The sequence below is a fragment of the Rhizobium phaseoli genome (assembly GCF_003985125.1).
In the GTDB taxonomy this organism is placed as follows: domain Bacteria; phylum Pseudomonadota; class Alphaproteobacteria; order Rhizobiales; family Rhizobiaceae; genus Rhizobium; species Rhizobium phaseoli.
In genome coordinates, this window is the sequence record NZ_ML133565.1 from 645,128 (window position 1) to 666,416 (window position 21,289).

10 protein-coding genes and 2 pseudogenes are annotated in these 21,289 nt (G+C 62.0%); 10 read left to right on the plus strand and 2 right to left on the minus strand.

Translation table 11 applies throughout. The features are described from left to right. Window positions 1–305 precede the first annotated feature (305 nt). Together EFD56_RS02990 and EFD56_RS02995 are read left to right on the plus strand one after the other, a co-directional pair. Window positions 306–6,647 (plus strand): DUF4082 domain-containing protein, encoded by a 6,342-nt coding sequence (locus EFD56_RS02990; protein ID WP_126904570.1) that lies wholly within the window; start codon window positions 306–308, stop codon window positions 6,645–6,647. Window positions 6,648–6,749: 102 nt separating this feature from the next. Next, window positions 6,750–7,931, plus strand: a complete 1,182-nt coding sequence (locus EFD56_RS02995; RefSeq protein WP_126904571.1) for a GTP-binding protein — start codon at window positions 6,750–6,752, stop codon at window positions 7,929–7,931. A 353-nt stretch (window positions 7,932–8,284) separates the two neighbouring features. On the opposite strand, the gene EFD56_RS33105 is transcribed toward EFD56_RS02995, so the two are convergent. Next, entirely contained in the window at window positions 8,285–8,443 is a 159-nt protein-coding gene (locus tag EFD56_RS33105; RefSeq protein ID WP_237358129.1) for a hypothetical protein, read from the minus strand. 25 nt (window positions 8,444–8,468) lie between these two features. On the opposite strand from EFD56_RS33105, the gene EFD56_RS03000 reads away from it, so the two are divergent. The 8 genes and pseudogenes from EFD56_RS03000 (at window position 8,469) to EFD56_RS03035 (ending at window position 20,923) form a co-directional block, all read left to right on the plus strand. Beyond that, window positions 8,469–13,397, plus strand: a complete 4,929-nt coding sequence (locus tag EFD56_RS03000; RefSeq protein ID WP_245440558.1) for a DUF4082 domain-containing protein — start codon at window positions 8,469–8,471, stop codon at window positions 13,395–13,397. 49 nt (window positions 13,398–13,446) lie between these two features. Then, window positions 13,447–14,679: a GTP-binding protein gene (locus tag EFD56_RS03005; protein ID WP_126904573.1), complete on the plus strand. Its 1,233-nt coding sequence runs from the start codon at window positions 13,447–13,449 to the stop codon at window positions 14,677–14,679. Window positions 14,680–14,727: 48 nt separating this feature from the next. After that, a complete protein-coding gene (locus EFD56_RS03010) occupies window positions 14,728–15,033 on the plus strand; it encodes a hypothetical protein (RefSeq protein ID WP_126904574.1) in 306 nt (101 codons plus the stop codon). A gap of 44 nt (window positions 15,034–15,077) precedes the next feature. Continuing rightward, the gene (locus EFD56_RS03015) at window positions 15,078–17,222 is read left to right on the plus strand and encodes a peptidase domain-containing ABC transporter (protein WP_126904575.1); all 2,145 of its coding nucleotides are present in this window, start codon (window positions 15,078–15,080) and stop codon (window positions 17,220–17,222) included. Beyond that, the gene (locus EFD56_RS03020) at window positions 17,219–18,661 is read left to right on the plus strand and encodes an HlyD family type I secretion periplasmic adaptor subunit (protein ID WP_029531752.1); all 1,443 of its coding nucleotides are present in this window, start codon (window positions 17,219–17,221) and stop codon (window positions 18,659–18,661) included. Before EFD56_RS03015 ends, EFD56_RS03020 begins: the two co-directional genes overlap by 4 nt. A 424-nt stretch (window positions 18,662–19,085) precedes the next feature. Further along, window positions 19,086–19,877, plus strand: a complete 792-nt coding sequence (locus tag EFD56_RS03025; RefSeq protein WP_425376303.1) for a DUF6030 family protein — start codon at window positions 19,086–19,088, stop codon at window positions 19,875–19,877. Window positions 19,878–20,244: 367 nt separating this feature from the next. Next, window positions 20,245–20,511 carry a type II toxin-antitoxin system prevent-host-death family antitoxin gene (locus tag EFD56_RS03030; RefSeq protein WP_126904577.1) on the plus strand — a complete coding sequence of 89 codons (267 nt, stop codon included), beginning with the start codon at window positions 20,245–20,247 and terminating at the stop codon, window positions 20,509–20,511. Then, a pseudogene (locus EFD56_RS03035) lies at window positions 20,511–20,923 on the plus strand (hypothetical protein). The gene EFD56_RS03030 and the pseudogene EFD56_RS03035 overlap by 1 nt, the downstream one beginning before the upstream one ends. Before the next feature lie 35 nt (window positions 20,924–20,958). Here the strand turns inward: EFD56_RS03035 and EFD56_RS03040 are convergent. Further along, a pseudogene (locus EFD56_RS03040) lies at window positions 20,959–21,126 on the minus strand (type IV secretory system conjugative DNA transfer family protein); the annotation flags it as partial. Window positions 21,127–21,289: the final 163 nt, after the last annotated feature.

Here is a 21,289-nt window from a genome sequence, read left to right on the forward strand (position 1 = left end):
GCTCGCTTGGGGGAAGCGCAACCCTGCCGGTAGCGCCTTTCTGCTCGGATCATCGATTTTGTCGGGATGAACCGGCGGCGTCGCCACTGCTGCGGCTTTGATCCTGCGCAGAACGCGGCGAATCGTCGCCCTCGTGCGTCTCGTCCAGCGTGTCGGCGGCGCAGCGCGGCCGTTTGCCCAAAGGATGCCGCCTGTAGAGCGAAAGGCGTAGGATATACCCTGGTCGTTTTCGACTACAATTCAAGTCCGCGTACCAAAACGATCTTGATAGATTGACCCTGCTAATCTCGCGAGAGGTGCCTGCCATGAATCGCAACGCTCGTCGGTGGACTTCGCGCTCACTCCTCGTTGATTCGCTATTTCCCCGGTGGTTTGCAGCCGGCGAGACAGTGAGGCCGCGCAAGCCTGCCGAAAAGCACGCGGACAGTGCTCAACTTGCGGCATCCGCGCATACTGCGGATAAAAACAAGCTTGATGGCAAGCTTGTCGACGATTCCAACAATAACCCGGCGTTCGCCGAGCGCGAGGCGGAACATCGCACGGGCGTGATCGCCGACCCTGACGTTCAGGACAGTATCACTCACCCACTGCCGCCCTTGTCCGACCCTTTCGCAGCAGATCGCGAGCCCGCAGACCGGCAAGGTAACAGCGTTGCGTCTCGGTTTTTTACCTATGGGCCGGGCTTTGCGGGATTCAACGTGCACGCGAACGGAGTGGCATTCGGACCTCAATCGCCGCTTTATCGCAGCTCCGGCGGGATGAGCCTCATTGGCGACGATCCACTGGCGCCTTATCTGCCGCAGAGCCCGGCGCCGACAGGTTCGGGGCAGAATTCTGCGGTGGCCGGTGAGCGTGCGCACTCGGGCAAAGTCGTCATTCTCGAATCGAGCCCGTCAGCGCAGGGGAGTGCACAGCATGCCGGAGCGAATTCCCTGGCCTTTGGCATGCCCTTTGGTGTGTGCGGGTGCGGCTACTATACGTCCCCGACGCGCATTCTCGATTGGGCTCATGGCGGCGCCCTGCTCCAACAGGACGGTCAATTGCCGGGGACCAAGCTGACCGAGGGGCCGGACTTTGTATCGACGGCCAAGCGGGCCATCGCCGCCTCGATCAGCGATCCGCTTCTCGATCGTAGCCTGTCTCCCCTCTCGGGCTGGAACGGAACAGCAAGCTGGACGGAAACAACGGCCTTGAACGGATCGTTGCCAGGCGGCGGAGAGACCGGAAAGGGCACCACCACGAAGGGCTCCGGCATCCTTTCCGGCTCGGTGACGACGCCACCCGCACCTTCTACGCAGCGGTCGCTGACTACACAAAGTCTGGCAGTCACGGCGGCGGCGGCCAGCAACGCGATCGTCCTGGAAAACCAGAAGCAGGGTAACCCAGAAAGCGAGTGGGGCATCGACGGTGCCGGCAGTACGAACATCGAAGGGTTTGCGACCGATATCAGCGTCGACAACGGCAAGACGATCAGCTTCAAAATCAACACCAATTCCACCAACTACCGGATCGATATCTACCGGCTCGGCTATTATGGCGGCATGGGGGCGCGCAAGGTCGCGACCATGCAGCACACCGGCTTGCAAACCCAGCCAAGTCCATTGCGCAATTCCACCACCGGCACGGTCGATGCCGGCAACTGGGCTGTCTCGGCGTCGTGGACCGTTCCCGACGATGCCGTTTCAGGCGTCTATATCGCCAAGCTCGTCAGACAGGACGGCACCTTTGGCGAAAATCAGATCCCGTTCATCGTGCGCGACGACGGCAGCCAAAGCGACATCGTCTTCCAGACCGCCGACGAGACCTGGCAGGCTTACAACGGCTGGGGTGGCGCAAACCTCTATGGCGGCAACGGGCCGGCGACAGGGCAGGGTGCTGGTCGCGCCTATGCGGTCAGTTACAACAGACCGATTGCGACCCGCGGCGGGGTCGGCACTTATGCCGGCCCGCAGGACTATCTATTCGGCGCCGAATACGCCGGCATCTACTGGCTGGAACAGAACGGCTATGATGTTTCCTACATGTCGGGTGTCGACGTCGACCGCTACGGCAGCCTGTTGCTCAATCACAAGACATATATCGATGCCGGGCACGACGAATATTGGTCCGGTCAACAGCGTACCAATGTCGAAGCCGCGCGTGATGCCGGCGTCAACCTTATGTTCTGGAGCGGCAACGAGGTCTATTGGCGCACCCGCTGGGGCAATGCCTACAGTGCCGACGGCACGCCTTATCGCACCTTGATCACCTACAAGGAGACATGGGCCAACTCCGGCATCGATCCTTCCAACGAATGGACGGGCACCTTCCGCGATCCACGCTTCAGCCCACCCGCCATCGGCGGCGGAAACCCGGAAAACTCACTGACCGGACAGTTGTTCAAGGTCGACGATGTCGGCAACAATCTCGGCGCGATCACCGTCGGCTATGACGACGCCAACCTGCGCTTCTGGCGCAATACGAGCGTCGCCAATCTTCAGCCTGGCCAGACGGCAACGCTCACCAAGAACTATCTCGGCTACGAGTGGGACGAAGCGCCCGATAACGGCTTCGATCCGGCAGGTCTTGTCAAGCTGTCATCGACGACGCTTCCGGTCAGCACCTATTTGCTGGACTACGGAAACACGACCGGTAATGCGACCGCCACCCACAATCTGACTCTTTATCGGGCGCCGAGCGGTGCACTGGTGTTCGGCGCCGGCACGGTCTACTGGACATGGGGCCTGAGCGACAATCACGACAACGAGGCGACACCGACCGACCCCCGCGTGCAGCAGGCGATGGTCAACCTGCTCGCCGATATGGGCATTCAGCCGGGAACACTGCAATCCGGGCTCGTCGCCGCAACCGCCTCTTCGGATCATACTGCACCGACCTCGGTCATCACGGTTCCCGCCACGGCGACCGTTGGATCCAGCGTGACGATTACCGGCACCGCAGCCGACACCGGCGGCGGGGTCATCGCCGCGGTCGAGGTTTCAACAGACAACGGGGCGAGCTGGCATCCGGCGACGGGCGATGAGAACTGGACTTATACCTGGTCACCGCAGACCGCAGGCACCTATACCATCCGGTCTCGCGCAGTCGACGATAACGTCAACCTTGAAACACCCTCGGCGGGACGAACGGTCACCGTCAGCGGGCCGAATTACACCTCTCTCTTCGGTGCGGCGACGCCGGCGGTCGTCAACACCAACGATACTTCAGCCGTTGAACTCGGCGTCAAATTCCAGACCTCGGCGGCAGGCACCGTCACCGGCATTCGTTTCTACAAGGGCGACCTGGATACGGGCACGCATACCGGCTCGTTGTGGTCGAGCACCGGTACGCGGCTTGCGACCCTCACCTTCACCAACGAGACGGCCAGCGGCTGGCAGACCGCCTATTTCACGAGTCCGGTGACGCTGACGGTTGGCCAAACCTACACGGCGTCTTACCACACGAACAGCGGTCACTATTCGACCACCACCAACTACTTCACCTCAAATGTGACCAGCGGTCCGCTGACGGCACCGGCCAGCGGCAACGGCGTTTACCGCTACGGCAGCAACAGCCAGTTACCCACGAGCACCTTCCAGTCGACGAATTATTGGGTCGATGTGATGTTTACGACGTCGGCCTCGAACACGACGCCGACGGCGGTTGCCGATACGGGGGATGCGACCGAGAAGGGTGGGGTGGCCAATGGTTCGGGCGGCGTGGTTGCCAGCGGCAACGTGTTGACCAATGACACCGATCCGGATTCCGGTGACACCAAGACGGTGACCGCGGTCAAATTCGGCGCGACGTCGGGCACGCTCGGCTCGGCACTCGCCGGCACCTATGGCAGCCTCGTTCTGAATGCATCGGGGACTTACAGCTATACGATCAACGAGACCAATACCGCCGTCCAGGGACTGCGGCAGTCGACCAACACGCTGAGCGATGTCTTCAACTATACGATGCGCGACACGGCCGGCGCCACCGCCACGGCAAACCTGACCGTCACCATCCATGGCGCCAATGATGCGCCGGTGCTGGCCGTTCAGACGACGACCCAGAACGCCACGGTTGGCTCCGCCTTCTCCTTCACCCTGCCGACGACGACTTTCAGCGATGTCGACAGCGGCGAGACCCTGGCCTATTCGGCAACGGCCGCCGATGGCACGGCGCTGCCGTCATGGCTGAGCTTCAACACCTCGACGCGGACCTTCTCCGGCACGCCGACGACAGGCGGCACTTATGGCGTCAAGGTGACGGCGACCGACCTTGGCGGTCTTGCCGCCAACGAGACCTTCAACATCGCCGTGTCGGTGCCCGGCAATACGACGCCGACGGCGGTTGCCGATACGGGGGATGCGACCGAGAAGGGCGGGGTGGCCAATGGTTCGGGCGGCGCGGCTGCCAGCGGCAACGTGCTGACCAACGATACCGATCCTGACGCCGGTGACACCAAGACGGTGACGGCCGTCGTCTTCGGGGCGACGTCGGGCACGCTCGGCTCGGCACTCGCCGGCACCTATGGCAGTCTCGTGCTCAATGCATCGGGTGCTTATACCTATACGATCAACGAGACCAATGCCGCCGTTCAGGCGCTGCGCCTGTCGACCAACACGCTGAACGATGTCTTCAGCTACACGATGCGTGACAGCGCCGGTGCCACGGCCACGGCAAACTTGACCGTCACAATCCATGGCGCCAACGATGCACCGGTGCTCGCCGTCCAGACGACGACGCAGAATGCCACGGTCGGCTCCGCCTTCTCCTTTACCTTGCCGACGACGACATTCAGCGATGTCGACAGCGGCGAGACGCTGACCTATTCGGCAACGGCCGCCGACGGCACGGCACTGCCTTCCTGGCTGAGCTTCAACGCCTCGACGCGGACCTTCTCCGGCACGCCGACGACTTCAGGCACTTACGGCGTCAAGGTGACGGCGACCGACCTTGGCGGTCTCGCCGCCAACGAGACCTTCAACATCGCCGCATCGACGGCGGCGACGACCTACAGCCTGTTCTCCGCCTCCAGCACGCCGGCCCAGACCAACCTCAATGATGGTCAGCAGCTCGAACTCGGCGTCAAGTTCACCTCGAACGTTGCCGGGGATGTCACAGGCATCAGGTTCTATCGCAGCGCCAACGACAACGGCCAGAACGTCGTCGACCTGTGGAGTTCCACCGGCACCAAACTTGCCACCGCCACTTTCACCAACACCACGGCGAGCGGCTGGCAGACGGCGAACTTCGCAACGCCCTTCACCATTGCCGCCAACACGACCTATGTCGCGTCCTACCACACCACAGGGGCCTATGTGGCGACGGCCAATTTCTTCACGACTGCCGTCACCAGCGGCCCGCTGACGGCGACAGCCAGCGGCAATGGCGTCTACCGCTATGGCGGCTCCGCCACCGCTGGCATTTTCCCAAATGCCACTTTCGGTGCTACCAATTATTGGGCCGATGTGGTCTTCCGTCCGGGATCGGGCACGCCTGGCAATACGACGCCTACGGCAGTTGCCGATACAGGAGACGCGACCGAGAAGGGCGGGGTGGCCAATGGTTCGGGCGGCGCGGCTGCCAGCGGCAACGTGCTGACCAACGATACCGATCCTGACGCCGGTGACACCAAGACGGTGTCGGCAGTCAACTTCGGCGCGACGTCGGGCACGCTCGGCTCGGCACTCGCCGGCACCTATGGCAGTCTCGTGCTCAATGCATCGGGTGCTTATACCTATACGATCAACGAGACCAATGCCGCCGTTCAGGCGCTGCGCCTGTCGACCAACACGCTGAACGATGTCTTCAGCTACACGATGCGTGACAGCGCCGGTGCCACGGCCACGGCAAACTTGACCGTCACAATCCATGGCGCCAACGATGCACCGGTGCTCGCCGTCCAGACGACGACGCAGAATGCCACGGTTGGCTCCTCCTTCTCCTTTACCTTGCCGACGACGACATTCAGCGATGTCGACAGCGGCGAGACGCTGACCTATTCGGCAACGGCCACCGACGGCACGGCACTGCCTTCCTGGCTGAGCTTCAACGCCTCGACGCGGACCTTCTCCGGCACCCCGACGACGACAGGCACCTATGGCGTCAAGGTGACGGCGACCGACCTTGGCGGCCTCGCCGCCAACGAGACCTTCAACATCGCCGTGTCGACGACATCATCGACCAGCTATAGCCTGTTCTCCGCCTCCAGCACGCCGGCCCAGACCAACCTCAACGACGGTCAGCAGCTCGAACTCGGCGTCAAATTCACGTCGAACGTTGCCGGGGATATCACCGGCATCAGGTTCTATCGCAGCGCCAACGACAACGGCCAGAACGTCGTCGACCTGTGGAGCTCCACCGGCACCAAGCTCGCCACCGCCACCTTCACCAACACCACGGCGAGCGGCTGGCAGACGGCGAACTTCGCAACGCCTTTCTCCATTGCCGCCAACACGACCTATGTCGCGTCCTACCACACCACAGGGGCCTACGTGGCCACCGGCAATTTCTTTACGACCCCCGTCACCAGCGGCCCGCTGACGGCGCCCGCGAGCGGAAACGGCGTCTATGCTTATGGCGGCTCTGCCACCACAGGTCTCTTCCCGACCAGCACCTTCAATTCAGCCAATTACTATGCCGACGTCGTGTTCCGGCCGCAGCTCGCCGCATGACGGAAAGGATAAGGTCAGGGAGCGGTTTCGCATGAGGTTAATACGGTGTAAATGCGGGTCGCAGCGAGGGGAACTGCCTCCGCTGTCGTTCAAGGGACTCCGATGAATAAGGAGCGGCTCCCGGTAACCGTACTGGCCGGCTTCCTCGGCGCCGGCAAGACGACGCTGCTCAGCCATGTCCTGAATAACCGCCAAGGCCTGCGGGTCGCGGTCATCGTCAACGATATGAGCGAAGTGAACATAGACGCCAGTCTCATTCGCGACGGCGGCTGCAACCTGTCCCACACCACGGAGACATTGATCGAGCTCAGCAATGGCTGCATCTGCTGTACCCTGCGCAACGACCTTCTGACGGAAGTGCGACGACTGGCCGAAAAGGGCCGATACGACTATCTGCTGATCGAAGGAACGGGCATTGCCGAGCCGCGCCCTATCGCGGCAACCTTTTCCTTCCGCGACGAGACCGGCGTCTCGCTCTCCGATTTTGCTCGCCTCGACACGATGGTGACCGTTGTCGACGCTGCAAGCCTCCTGGCCGATTACAGCAGCGCCGATCTGCTTGCCGACCGCGGCCTGCAGAGGGACGGCGAGGACCGGCGCACCCTTATCGACTTGCTGGTCGACCAGATCGAGTTTGCCGATGTCGTAGTGATCAACAAGATCTCGGACGCGAACGAAGAGACCCGCGCCGAAGTCCGCAAAACGGTGGCTGCCCTCAATCCGGATGCCCACCAGGTGGAGACGGATTTTGGCAGGATTTCTCTCGAAACCGTTCTCAATACGGGCCTCTTCGATGAAGCAAAAGCCGCCGCGCATCCTTTGTGGCACAAGGAATTGTACAGCCCGGGGAAGCATGTTCCTGAGACGGAGGAATACGGGGTATCGAGTTTCGTCTATCGCACGAGGCGTCCTTTCGACCCGATGCGGTTTCGCGCATTTCTCGATGCGCCCTGGCCGGGCGTGTTGCGTGCCAAGGGCCATTTCTGGCTCGCCACGCGCCCACGCCACGTGGGCCTGATGTCGGCTGCCGGGATCCAGCGGCGCTGCGAACCCATGGGGCTGTGGTGGGCAGCCGTGCCCCGGCAGGACTGGCCGGACCATCAGCAATTTCATCGGCACCTTCAGAGCCGATGGGACAATGCTTGGGGCGATCGCCGGCAGGAATTGGTTTTTATCGGCGTAGACATGGACGAGACCGGTGTGCGGACTGCACTGGACGGATGCCTCGCGAGCGCCGATCCGCGCGACTGGGCCACCCTCGAAGATCCGTTTCCGGCCTGGTAGCTCGAGCGGCGCAGGATAGCGCGTGCGTGTTAACCGGCTCGACCAGCCGGGATGCGGTGAGGATTATCACATCGACGTATGGGTGTACCACCCACATACCCCTGATTGCTGTCGTCCGTTCCATGGCGAAAGCTGGCAGGATGAAGTCTTCCAGGGTCGATCGACGGAATGGGGACGCCGCTGATGCGGAGAATTCATGTCAGTAATCGTGAGTATTTGAGTATATTTGGTGGAGCGTTGAGTATCTGTCGTGCGCCCCCTTCCTGGAGTGCAACCCTTGGACCGACGACAGTCGTGTCTTCGACGGGTACTGACGGGTCCCCGGGTTTTGCCAGTCAGGGTAGCGCAACCGTTCAATCCTCCTTCACCGGCACGGTCACGTCTTCCCTGATATCACCAGGCGACGTGCAATCGTCCCCTCGATCGTCGACAGCGATGCCGGCGCCTGCGGCCGATGGCGGCGCGCGGGACACATCCACGAAAACGGCGTCGGCTGCAGCGGTCTTCGACACGTCCTCCTCGACATCTGAGCGCACCGTGCTTGGCCCGGATCCGTACGAGGAGGCTGCGACGCTGCCTGCCGCTCCCGCGCTGACGGGTGTTACGAGCGGTACCGACAGCGGCAGCGGCGAAACGGCAGCAGCTGTTCCTTCTTCCAGCAGTGTCGCCGCGGCTTCGCTGCGCCTTCAGACCTCGGTTGCATCCCTCTCGGTCGCGCCGAGCTCGGGCTCGTCTGCTGAGACGACAGCGGCCCCGACAGCACTGGCGGCTCCAGCGACGGCTACGCCTGTGGCGACGCCCAACAAGATCGCACTCGAAAACCTGAAGCAGGGCAACCCGATCAGCGAATGGGGGCTGGAGGGCGACGGCAACGGCACCATCCAGGGCTTTGCCACCGAAATCAGCACCAATATTGGCCAGACGGTCGATTTCAAGATCGCCACAGACTCCACCCATTACCGCATCGATATCTACCGTATGGGTTATTATGGCGGGCTCGGCGCGCGCAAGGTCGACTCGATCGAGCAGCAGCTGACCACGGCGCAGATCCAGCCGCACCCGATCGTCGACATGTCGCTCGGCCTTATCGACTGCGGCAACTGGTCGGTCTCAGCGAGCTGGCAGATTCCAACGGACGCGGTCTCCGGCGTTTATTTCGCCAAGCTGGTGCGCGAGGATGGCACCGAGGATGCCAGCATCATCCCCTTCGTCGTGCGCGACGACGCCTCGACCAGCAATATCGTTTTCCAGACGTCGGACACCACCTGGCAGGCCTATAATGCCTGGGGTGGCGCCAGCCTCTATTACGGCGAAGTGCCCGTCGATCCCGCAAACATGATCGGCTACCTGCCGCCGAACTGCAGTTGCGGCCTGCAGGCCATCGGCCGCGCCTCGGCGGTCAGCTACAACAGGCCGATCATCACCAATACGAGCCCGATCGGCGGCTCGCATGATTACATCTTCGGCGCCGAATCCTCCGCCATCTCCTGGCTGGAGCAGAACGGCTACGACGTATCTTATATTTCAGGCGTCGATGCGGCGCGCAGCGGCAGCCTGCTGCTCAACCACGATGCCTATCTCTCCGTCGGACACGACGAATACTGGTCGGCCGAACAGCGTGCCAATGTCGAGGCCGCCCGCGATGCCGGCGTCAATCTCGCCTTCTGGAGCGGCAATGAGTGCTACTGGAAGGTGCGCTGGGAAAGCAGCATCGACGGCAGCGGCCAGGCCTATCGCACCATGGTCTGCTACAAGGAGACCTGGGGCACGAGCACGGATCCGAGCAATGTCGGCACCGGCACCTGGCGCGACCCGCGTTATGCCGATCCGGGGCAGGAGCCGGAGAATTCGCTGACGGGAACGATGTTCCAGGTGGACAGCTACCGCCAGGATACGATCTCCATCCCCTACGACTATTCGAACCTACGCTTCTGGCGCAACACCGATGTTTCGGAGCTGCACGAGGGCGATACCTACAATCTGGTGCAGAACCTGCTTGGCTATGAATGGGATTCCGATGTCGAGAACGGATTCCGTCCGGATGGACTGATCAACCTTTCGCTGTCGACGGTTTCGGTGAGCACCTATCTGCGCGACTACGGCACCACGGTCGGCGATGCGGTGGCGACCCACAGTCTGACCATGTACCGGGCGGCCAGCGGCGCGCTGGTCTTCGGCGCCGGCACCGTCTTCTGGTCCTGGGGCCTGAGCGACAACCACCAGGGCCCGACGACGTCGACCGATCGCAACGTGCAGCAGGCGATGGTCAACATGTTCGCCGACATGGGCATCCAGCCAACGACGCTGGATGCGAGCCTGATCCTGGCGACACAATCGACCGACACGCTGAAACCCACCTCGACGATCAGCTCGCCGCTCGTCGGCGCAAGCTTCCTCGAAGGCCAGCATGTGACGATCACGGGCACGGCGCAGGATTTCGGCGGCGGTATCATCGCCGGCGTCGAAATTTCCACCGATGGCGGCCAGCACTGGTTCAAGGCGACGGGCCGGGAGAGCTGGAGCTATAACTGGGTCGTGCAGGCGAGCGGCACCTATACGATCATGTCGCGCGCTGTCGACGACAGCGTCAACATGGAGGCCCCCTCGGCCGGCAAGCAGGTCACCGTCACCTTGCCGGGCACCCAGGGCCTGTGGACGCTGGCGGACAAGCCCGCCGTCGAAATGGCGATCGATCGCGATTCCGTCGAGCTCGGCCTGCGCTTCCAGGCGACGACGGCAGGCTATGTCGAGGGCATCCGCTTCTACAAGGGTTTCTACAATATCGGCGACCATGCCGTCAGCCTCTGGAGCGCCGACGGAACGCTGCTGGCAACGGGTGTCTCCGTCGGTGAATCGCTCTCCGGCTGGCAGACGGTGATGTTCTCCAGTCCGATCCAGATTACGGCCGGCACGACCTATGTGGCCTCCTATCACACCAACGGCTACTACTCCGCCACCGACAACTATTTCGGCGGCACCTATGCCAGCGGCGCGCTGAAGGTCGTCGATGGCGGCGGCGTCTACGCCTATGGCGACAATGCCGGCATCTTTCCCGGCCAGAACCTCGGCACCGGCACGAACTACTGGGTTGACGTGGTCTTCGACGCCGGCCCCAACAGCGCGCCGGTCGCCACCGACGATACGGGGCTGACGCTCACCCGCAACGACAGCGTCGTCCTCTCGATCGCCTCGCTCATCGGAAACGATACGGATCCGAATGGCGATGCGATGACGATTTCGGCTGTCGGCAATGCCGTCAACGGCACGGTGACGCTCAACAAGCAGAACGGCACCATCACCTTCACGCCAACCAATAATTATTCGGGGCCGGCAAGCTTCACCTATACGCTGTCGGACGGGCGCGGCGGCACGGACCAGGGCAATGTCAGCCTCACCGTGGACCCGGGCCCTTCGGGGGAGACGCTGTTCAAGTCGAGCGAAGGACCGTCGGGCGCAAGCTACAACGAGGGCCAGTCGCTGGAACTCGGCATGCGGTTCTCCGCTTCGTCGAGCGGCATGGTGACCGGCGTCCGCTTCTACAAGGCATCAGGCGATACCGGCCCGCATACCGGCTCGCTGTGGACATCCGATGGCAGGCTGGTCGCGACCGTCACCTTCGCCGACAGCGGATCGCTGAGCGGCTGGCAGACCGCGACATTCTCGAACCCGGTGCATATCCTGGCCGGCACGACCTATGTCGCCTCCTACCACACGACCGGCTCCTATGTGGCAACGGCAAACTATTTCACGACCGCCCACAGCAATGGCTCGCTGACGGCGCTTGCCGGCAGTAACGGCGTCTTTGCCGATGGCTCCGGTTTCCCGACCTCCAGTTACCAGTCGTCGAACTACTGGGTGGATGTCGTCTATAACCAGACGAGCAACGTGCTGCCGGTCGCCGCCAATGACAATGGCTACACGACCTATTCCAGCACGGCGCTGTCGATTGCCGCAGCCAGCCTGCTTACAAACGACACCGATGGCGATGGCGACCTGCTCAGCATCACCGGCGTCAATGGTGCGGTCCACGGAACGGTGAGCTTCAACAGCCAGACCAAGACCGTCATTTTCACGCCGACGGCGGGTTATGCCGGCGCGGCGAGCTTCTCCTATACGGTTTCAGACGGGTTTGGCGGCACGGCGTCGGCCACGGTCAGTCTCACCGTCAACACGCCGCCGGCCGGGGGGGCGACGTCGAGCCTGTTCACCGGCGCCGATACGTCGGGGATTGCCGCCGCCAATGACGCCAGCTCGGTCGAACTCGGTGTCAAGTTCATCGCTTCCGCCAACGGCCAGATTACCGGGCTCACCTATTACAGGGGCGCCCAGGATACCGGCACGCATGTTGGCTCGCTGTGGACGACGAGCGGCCAGCTGCTGGCTCAGGCGACCTTCATCAACGAAACGGCGAGCGGCTGGCAGACGGTTTCCTTTACCCAGCCGATCAATGTTTCAGCCGGCACTATTTATGTGGCGAGCTACCATTCGAATGGCTTCTATTCGGCCACTGCGAACTACTTCGTGACAGACTATTCGAACGGTGTGCTGACGGCGCCGTCGAGTACGACGAGCGGCGGCAACGGCCTTTATGCCTATGGCACCAGCAGCCTGTTTCCGACCGCCTCCTACAATGCGAGCAATTATTGGATCGACGTGCTCTATCAGCAGGGCGGCGGGCAAAATACGGTTCCGGTCGCCGCCAATGACAGCGGCTTCTCGACCAACACGGGCACGCCGATCACCATCCAGGCCGCGGCGCTTCTGGCAAACGACAGCGATGGCGATGGCGATCCGCTGGCGATCACGGGCGTCAGTGGGGCGGTCAACGGCGCGGTCGCCTGGAATGCTCAGGCCCAGACGGTGACGTTTACGCCGACGGCAGGCTATTCGGGACCGGCGAGCTTCAGTTACGCGATCTCGGACGGCAAGGGCGGCACGGCATCGGCTCAGGTGGCGCTCACCGTCAACAGCGGAGCCGCGGGTCCGGAGCAGAACCTCTTTGCATCAAACGCGACGCCCTCGGTCGTCTCGGTCAACGACAACCAGCAGGTCAATCTCGGCATGAGGTTCCAGGCCGATGCCGCCGGCTGGATCAGCGCCATCCGCTTCTACAAGGGCGCCGACAATACCGGTCCGCACAACGGCTATCTGTGGACCGCTTCCGGCACGCTTCTCGGCAGCGTCACCTTCAACAACGAGACGGCGAGCGGCTGGCAGACCGCGCAGCTCAGCCAACAGATCGCCATCCAGGCGGATACGACTTACGTCGTGTCCTACTCCACCAACGGCAATTATTCGGCGACCGGCAATTATTTTGCCAGCGACGTGACGAATGGAGACCTGAAGGCATCAGGCGGCAACAACGGCGTCTATGCCTATGGATCGGGCGGGCTGTTCCCGACCGCCAGCTATAACAGCACGAACTACTACGTGGACGTGGCATTCAAACCGCAGCTCGCGGCGTAACGCCCACGCGGATGCAAGACCAAGCATGCCGTAAAGTGTGAGAGTATCGATGATGCGTACAGATATCAGATTGCCGGTTACGGTTCTCGCCGGGTTTCTCGGCGCCGGGAAGACGACTGTCCTCAATCATGTCCTGAGCAATCGGGAGGGTCGTCGGGTTGCTGTCATCGTCAACGATATGAGCGAGGTCAACATCGATGCGGATCTCGTGCGCGAGGGGAGCGCAGACCTCTCGCGCACGGACGAGACGCTTGTGGAGCTCACCAACGGATGCATCTGCTGCACGCTGCGCGAGGATCTCCTGAGTGAGGTCAGGCGGCTGGCAGCCGCCGGCCGTTTCGACTATCTGCTGATCGAGGGCACCGGCATTGCCGAACCGCTGCCTGTTGCAGCCACCTTCTCCTTCCGCGATGAAAGCGGAGCGGCCCTTTGCGACGTGGCAAGGCTCGACACGATGGTTTGCGTCGTCGATGCGGTCAATCTGCTCGCCGATTACCAGAGCGCCGAGTTTCTTGCCGATCGCGGCGAAAGGCGTGACGGGGACGATGAGCGCAAGCTCGTGGAATTGCTCGTCGAGCAGATCGAATTTTCCGATGTCGTCATCATCAACAAGGCAGGCGATGTGCCCTGCGCCGAACTTGCCGAGGTTCGCCGGGTCGTCGCGGCACTGAATCCGGATGCCCAAGTCATCGAAGCGGTCTTCGGCCAGGTGCCGCTCGGCGCGATTCTCGATACCGGCCTCTTCAGCGAGGCGAAGGCCGCCCGCCATCCGCTCTGGCACAAGGAACTCTTCGGTTGGGGCGACCATGTGCCGGAGACCGAGGAATACGGCATCAGAAGCTTCGTCTATCGCAGCCGCCGGCCGTTTGATCCCTCAAAACTGCAGGGTTTCCTCGGCAGAAAATGGCCGGGCCTCATCCGGGCAAAGGGGCATTTCTGGCTTGCGACGAGGCCGGACGAGATCGGTTTGCTCTCGATCGCCGGCACCCAGTGCCGCATCGATACCAGGGGTTACTGGTGGGCCTCCGTGCCGAAGGTGCAGTGGCCACGCTTTCCGCAGTTTCGCCAACTCATCGACCGGCATTGGGACGAAGTCTGGGGCGACCGCCGCCAGGAGCTCGTCTTCATCGGCGCCGGCTTCGACGAAGGAGCAATCAGGGTCGCACTCGACGACTGCCTGACCGGTGAGGAGACAGGCTTCGATCCGCAGACGGCCGTCGGGCTCCGGGACCCGTTTCCAGCGTGGCCGCACGGGGCTGTCCACGCACATTCGAGCGGCTAGTGCGTCCCGCTGGACGTGTGACGCTTTGATCAACAAGAGGAGAGAACAATGAACAATGAACTTTACGCAGACGGCATCGGCGAAATCACCATTACCGGAACGATCGTGCGCATCGACCTGATGTCGCTTTCGGCGACCGACCGTGACGCCAACAACAACCCGAAGCCGGTCTTCCGCCAGCGCATCATCATGCCTGTCGATGCCTTCGCCAATGCGGTCGATCTCATGCAGAAGGCGCTTGGCGGGTTGGTCGAAGCCGGCGCGGTTCGTCGCGTTGCCGATATGTCAGGGGCGGCGGCCGAGATCCAGTCGGCGCCGGTCGGCGCTTCGAACGCTTCGCCGAACTTCAACTGATAGAACAAATATCGCCTCGGTTCGTATTGGGTTTCGGGTGGGCCATGAGTGGTTTTCTGCATACCAACCTGCACTGTCTGGCGCTCGTCGCGCGTCATCATGGCGTCGATCTTGCGCCTGAGCGCTTACAGCACGATTATGCCGTCGGCAACGATCCCGTTGCCGTGCGGCAGCTGCTGCGCATGGCGAAGGATGCCGGCCTCAGAGCCCGGCATCTGACGCTCGACTGGCGATCCCTGTTTCAGCTCGGCCAGGCCTTTCCGGTGCTGGCGGAACTGACGAACGGCAATTGGGTGGTGATCGCCGACGCCGTCGGGAGCGGCGAGGACGAGAGAATTCGCGTTCTCGACCCGCTGGCGTCACGCGCCGAAGCGATGATGCTCAGCGAAGAGCAATTCGCCAAGGCCTGGCTTGGATCGGTGGTTCTGCTGAAACGCAACTATCGCATGTCCGATGAGGACCGGCCTTTCGGCTTCCGCTGGTTCGTGCCTGAAATCATCAGGCAGCGCAGCTTCTTCCGCGATGTCGCGCTCGCTGCCTTCGTCCTTTACGGCCTCGGACTGACAACCCCGATGTTCTTTCAGCTGGTGATCGACAAGGTGCTCGTACATCAGAGCTATGCGACACTGACGGTTCTGACGATCGGTATCGCCGTGGCGCTCGTCTTCGACGCGACCTTCAGCTTCCTGCGCCGCTATCTCCTGCTCTACGCGACCAACAGGATCGACATCCGGGTGGCGACCCGCACTTTCGGCCATCTGCTCAATCTGCCGATCGCGCTCTTCGAGCAGGCCTCTGCCGGCGTGCTCGTCAAGCATATGCAGCAGACGGGGCGTATCCGCGAATTCCTGACCGGCCGGCTGTTCCTGACGCTTCTCGACGGCGTGTCCCTCTTTGTCTTCGTGCCGATCCTGCTTCTCTACAGCGTCAAGCTGACGCTCGTGGTTCTCGGCTTCGCAGCGCTTGTCGGCCTGGTGGTGATGCTGCTGGTCGGGCCGTTCCAGCGCCGCCTGCAGGCGCTCTATCAGGCGGAAGGCGACCGCCAGGCCCTGCTGGTGGAAACCGTGCACGGCATGCGCACGGTCAAATCGCTGGCGCTGGAACCGCGCCAGCGCAAGGTTTGGGACGATTATTCGGCCCAGTCGATCTCGGTGCGTTTCCGGGTCGAGAAGATTTCGACCATCGCCCAATCGATGACCGGCCTTCTGGAAAAGCTGATGAGTGTGGCGATCATCGGCCTCGGCGCGCTCGATGTCTTCAACGGCGCGATGACCATCGGCGCGCTCGTTGCCTTTAACATGCTCGCCGGCCGCGTCTCCGGACCTCTGGTGCAGATCGTCACCATGGTGCACGAATATCAGGAAGTGGCGCTGTCGGTGCGCATGCTCGGCGAGATCATGACCCAGCGGCCGGAGCAGGCGGGGCGCGGGCGCGGTGTCCGCCCGCGGCTGCAGGGGCGCATCGAGTTCGATCGGGTCACCTTCCGCTACGCTCCCGACAGCGCGCCGGCGCTCGACAACGTCTCCTTCGCCATTCCGGCCGGCTCGGTGTTCGGCGTGGTCGGCAAGAGCGGCTCGGGCAAGACGACGATCACCCGGCTCATCCAGGGTCTCTATCAGAGCCAGGAAGGGCTGGTGCGCATGGACGGATATGACAGCCGCGAGATCGACCTCGTGCATCTTCGAACCAGCATCGGCGTCGTGCTGCAGGACAATTTCCTGTTCCGCGGCTCGGTCCGCGACAATATCGCCGCCGCCAAGCCGGATGCCAGCATCGAGGAGATCATGGAGGTTGCCCGCATCGCCGGCGCCGAAGAGTTCATCGAACGGCTGCCGCGCGGCTTCGACACGATGCTGGAGGAAAACGCCGCCAACCTGTCGGGCGGACAGAAGCAGCGCCTGGCGATCGCCCGCGCGCTGATCACCGACCCGAAGCTGTTGATTTTCGATGAGGCGACGAGCGCGCTGGACCCTGACAGCGAGGCGATCATCCGCGACAATCTCAGCCGCATCGCGGCCGGCCGTACCGTCATCATCGTCTCGCACCGGCTTTCGACGCTCGTCAATGCCGATGCCATTCTCGTCGTCGAACGTGGCAAGGTCGCCGATATTGGCCGGCACGATCAGCTTGTATCGCGCTGCATGACCTATCGCCACCTGTGGTCCCAGCAGATGAGGCAGGTTGCATGAGCGCGCACGCGAGAAAACCCAACGAGAACCTGCCGGCCCCCATGGACAATGGGCAGTCGAACGAGAGCCACTCAAGCAAGGGGAGGGAGCTCATCGCCCGCCCGCCACTGCCGCCGGTCATTGCTGAATTCCAGTCCGATGCCGTCGAGCTCGAGGAACGCGCACCGCCGCGGGTCGCCCGAATGACTCTATATTGCGTGACAGCGCTGATTGCTTCGGCGATCATCTGGGCTTCGGTCTCGTCGATCGATGAGGTGGTGATTGCGCCCGGCAAGCTCGTCACCACTCAGCCGACTATCGTCGTCCAGCCGCTCGAAACCTCGATCATCCGCACGATCGACGTCAAGGCCGGCGAAGTGGTGCATGCCGGCCAGACGCTGGCGACGCTCGATGCCACCTTCAGCCAGGCCGATGTCGGTCAGTTGAAGACAAAGTTCTCCGCTCTCGACGCGCAGGTGAAGCGGCTTGAGACCGAGCTGACCGGCGAGGACTATTCGAAGGTCGCCGGCAATACGCCGGACGAACAGTTGCAGGTGCAGCTGTTCGGCCAACGGCGCGCCTTCTACACCGCGCAGCTGAAGAATTTCGAGCAGCAAATCGCCGGCCAGTCCTCCGTCCTTGCGGCAAACCGCAACCAGGAGGCCGTGCTGAACGACCGGCGCGATAACCTCTCACTGATCGAGGCGACACGAAAGAAGCTCTATGACACGGAAAGCGGCTCGCTGCTGACCATGCTCGGCTCGCGCGACGCCCGCCTTGATGTCGAGGCCGATATCACTGCCGTGCGCGGCAAGGCCGACGAGGCAGCTCACACCTATGCCAAGCTGCTCGCCGACCGTCAGGCCTTTATCGAGGATTTCCGCCGCGCCGCGATGGAACAGCTGGCCGACCTGCGCAGCCAGCGCGACATGGCGGGTGAAGAGCTGAAGAAACTGGAGCTGCGCCGCAATATGGTGGCGCTGACTGCGCCGGCCGATGCCGTCGTGCTCGATCTGGCGCAACGTTCGGTCGGTTCGGTGGTGCGGGAGGCCGAACCGGTTGTCACGCTGGTGCCGATCAACGTGCCGCTCGAAGCCGAAGTGTCGATCAATACGCGCGATATCGGCCGGGTGGCCGTCGGCAAGGAAGCGCGCATCAAGCTCGATGCCTATCCCTTCCAGAAATATGGCACCGCCTCCGGCGAAGTGAGAACCATCAGCCAGGACACCTTTCTAACCGGCCAACAAGAGCAGACAGCCACCCCCGGCCAGCCGGCCGCCCCCTTCTTCAAGGCGCGGATCCTGCTTGCCGATACCCGGCTGAATGTCGCGGATGTGCCGGTGCGGCTGCTTCCCGGCATGACCGTGTCGACGGAAATCAAGGTCGGCAACCGCACGGTGATCTCGTATTTCCTGTATCCGTTGCTGCGCGGACTCGATAGCGCGATACGTGAACCGTAGGCCGGCGGATCGGTTGGCTGAAAACCAGTTCCGAGTGAGCTTCGAGGCAGATGCCGCGTCTCATCGTCTGCGGTTTGGGTCGCCTGCATGTTCGTGAAGTCTCACCGCTTGACGCTATATGAGACTAACCTCACACTCGCAGTGTCGAAGGTGAGTCGAGCAGACCGTACCGTTTTTCAGATGCGTTGCTCACCTTCAGCAGGAGCCGCGACCAGGGTTGATCGATCCGAGCCCGATTGGTCGCAAAGAGAATCGAGGTCGATCGACTTCGAACGCGCACCGGTTCCTATTTTGTTTGTGAGGCCGCGCCGTGGATAAGGTGTCATCAGCCGTCGATCCTCCTGGCGGTGGCCCGCGTTCACACCGGAATTTCCCGTGGCGGAACGTCCCCCGCTGGCTGCTTTGGCCAGTGCTTTTGATCGGCATGTTGCTCGTAGCGGGCATCGTCGTGTTTTTCGGCGGAAGCGACCGTCTCGAAGGTCCGCCTGGGCGCGTTGAAGATCGATCTCTCGATAAGGCTGCCCCGTCATCGGAAACCGCCGCCCGCCGTGATGATGAGGCTGCTTCTCCTCTCCGGCCGACGTCGATATCGCCGCAGCTGATCGAGGTCCCGAAGCCGGAGCTGGCAGGTGAGTTTCTGCGGATGTGGCGCGTCTCGGGGTCGAATATTTGCTCTGCTCTTCGAGAGGCCGGTATCGCGGTGAGCGAGTGGAAAGCCGCGTCGATGCGCAATCGCAATTATGAATGTTATTTTCAGCGCGTTTACGAACGGGACGAGACGCGTCCCCTGAGTTCCACCTTCCTCAAAGTTCGTGGAAATGAAATGGGCGAGATTGTTGAGGTCCGCGCCAGGATCATCGGGCCGACGACCGACGATGAGGGGCGTCTCGCCCCGGCCATCCTGCGCATGTTCGAGATCATTGTGAAGCAGGCGTGCTGGCGTGATTTAGAGGATAGTCTTACGTCGATCCAAAAGCTTCGAAATGTAGAATACGAAAGGTTCGGCGCCTATCTCAGTTTCAAGCGCGAAGCCGACGGCGGAAGCAATTTTGATTTTGTTCTTGGTCTTAAGGCGACCTCAGCGTCGCAGATGAGGACCAAGACCTATTTTTCGCCGGAGCGCTGGCTAACCGGAACCGATCGCCGCAATGTTTCCGGGAACGTGATCCTCACGGACCGCTCGGGCACGTCCATGTTAGCCAATTGTGCAAATTGACGGCATAGCCGGAGGGTGATCTGCAGGAGTTGCTACGACCGTGCAGAGGAGGGCGCCACCAACGACGCTTTACAAGCCCTCGCGGATAAAAAAACGTAATTATAAGGCGTGGTGGCCTGCGCGCCTTTTCGCCATGCCTCGTTCTTTATGTGAGGTTGAGCTAGCCGCGAAATATCCGCGCCAGGTGATGATGGCGCGGCGGGACTAGTCCATCCGGAGGTCGGAACCCACTGCAGACCGGCCAGGCTCAGCTTCCGATCAGGTTGGTCCAGAGAGTTCAATCGCCGAAAATAAAGGCAGCCTCCACTATATTCAGCATTATTGGAAATGCTGTATATAACAACAAATACAGCAAAGGAGGACGCCTATGCCCAGGTCAAGCGGTTCCTATTCTACCAGCGATCTCTCCCGGAAATCCGGCGACATCATCGCCGAGGCGCTTCGTCATCCGGTCACCATCACCCAGCGCAACAAGCCGCGCCTCGTCCTCCTCAACATTGAAGATTACGAGCGGCTGATGAAACAATCCGACCGCCGATCCGTCGGCACCATAGGGACCATGTCGGATGAACCCTTCGCTGAATTCGAGAACGCCGTCGAGACCTATGCCGGCGAGGATGAGGCAGGTCGGTAGTGAGCTACGACCTGATCCAGACCGCAAGCGTTATACGGTATCCTTACCTGTGGGCGCGCGAGGCTGAGCGTGGAGAGACGGAAGACGCAAGGAGCGGCCGGTCGCCGTGGGCGTGAGAATGCCACGGCCGGACGGTGATCTGGTCCTGTTCTTTCCTATCACCACCAAGCAGCCGGACGTGTCGTGCTTTGCTGTGGAGGTGCCATTAATCGAAAAGCGCCGCGCCGGCCTCGATGCCGATCGCAGGCTTTGGATCATCTTCGACGAGTTCAACACCAACATCGTCGGCAATTCATTCTATCTCGAGCCCGAGCCGCCGATCGGTCGCTTCAGCAAGGCCTTCTTTCTGCCGTTGCTGCGCGAATTCATCAGCCGCCGCAAGTCGGCCACGGAAGTCAACCGGTTCCGCTGACCTGCTACGGCAAGAGTGTGGCGGCGTATTGACCGTCATGAAGGGGATTTGACGAAGCAGTTTGCCTCGGCCGCCGCATCCATATCCTTGCGACGGAAGTAGATCGCCCGTCCACAGTGGCCCTGCACGATGATGATCTGTTCGTCCTTCGATTGGGTGATCTCGTGCGGAATGATCAACGGCCGGCGCTGGCAGCTGAGGCTTCGCACTTGGAAATAGAATGTACCCGGCTACACGCGTGTGGCGGTGAAGTTGAAATGTCCGGATGTTTGCAAAGTAGAAATGTCACTTTGGTCTGCATCCGGCAGGCGATCAGCCCCGATCTGAGCGGCTGGTCCGGGTTGCAAGATCAGATCGGGGCGGGTG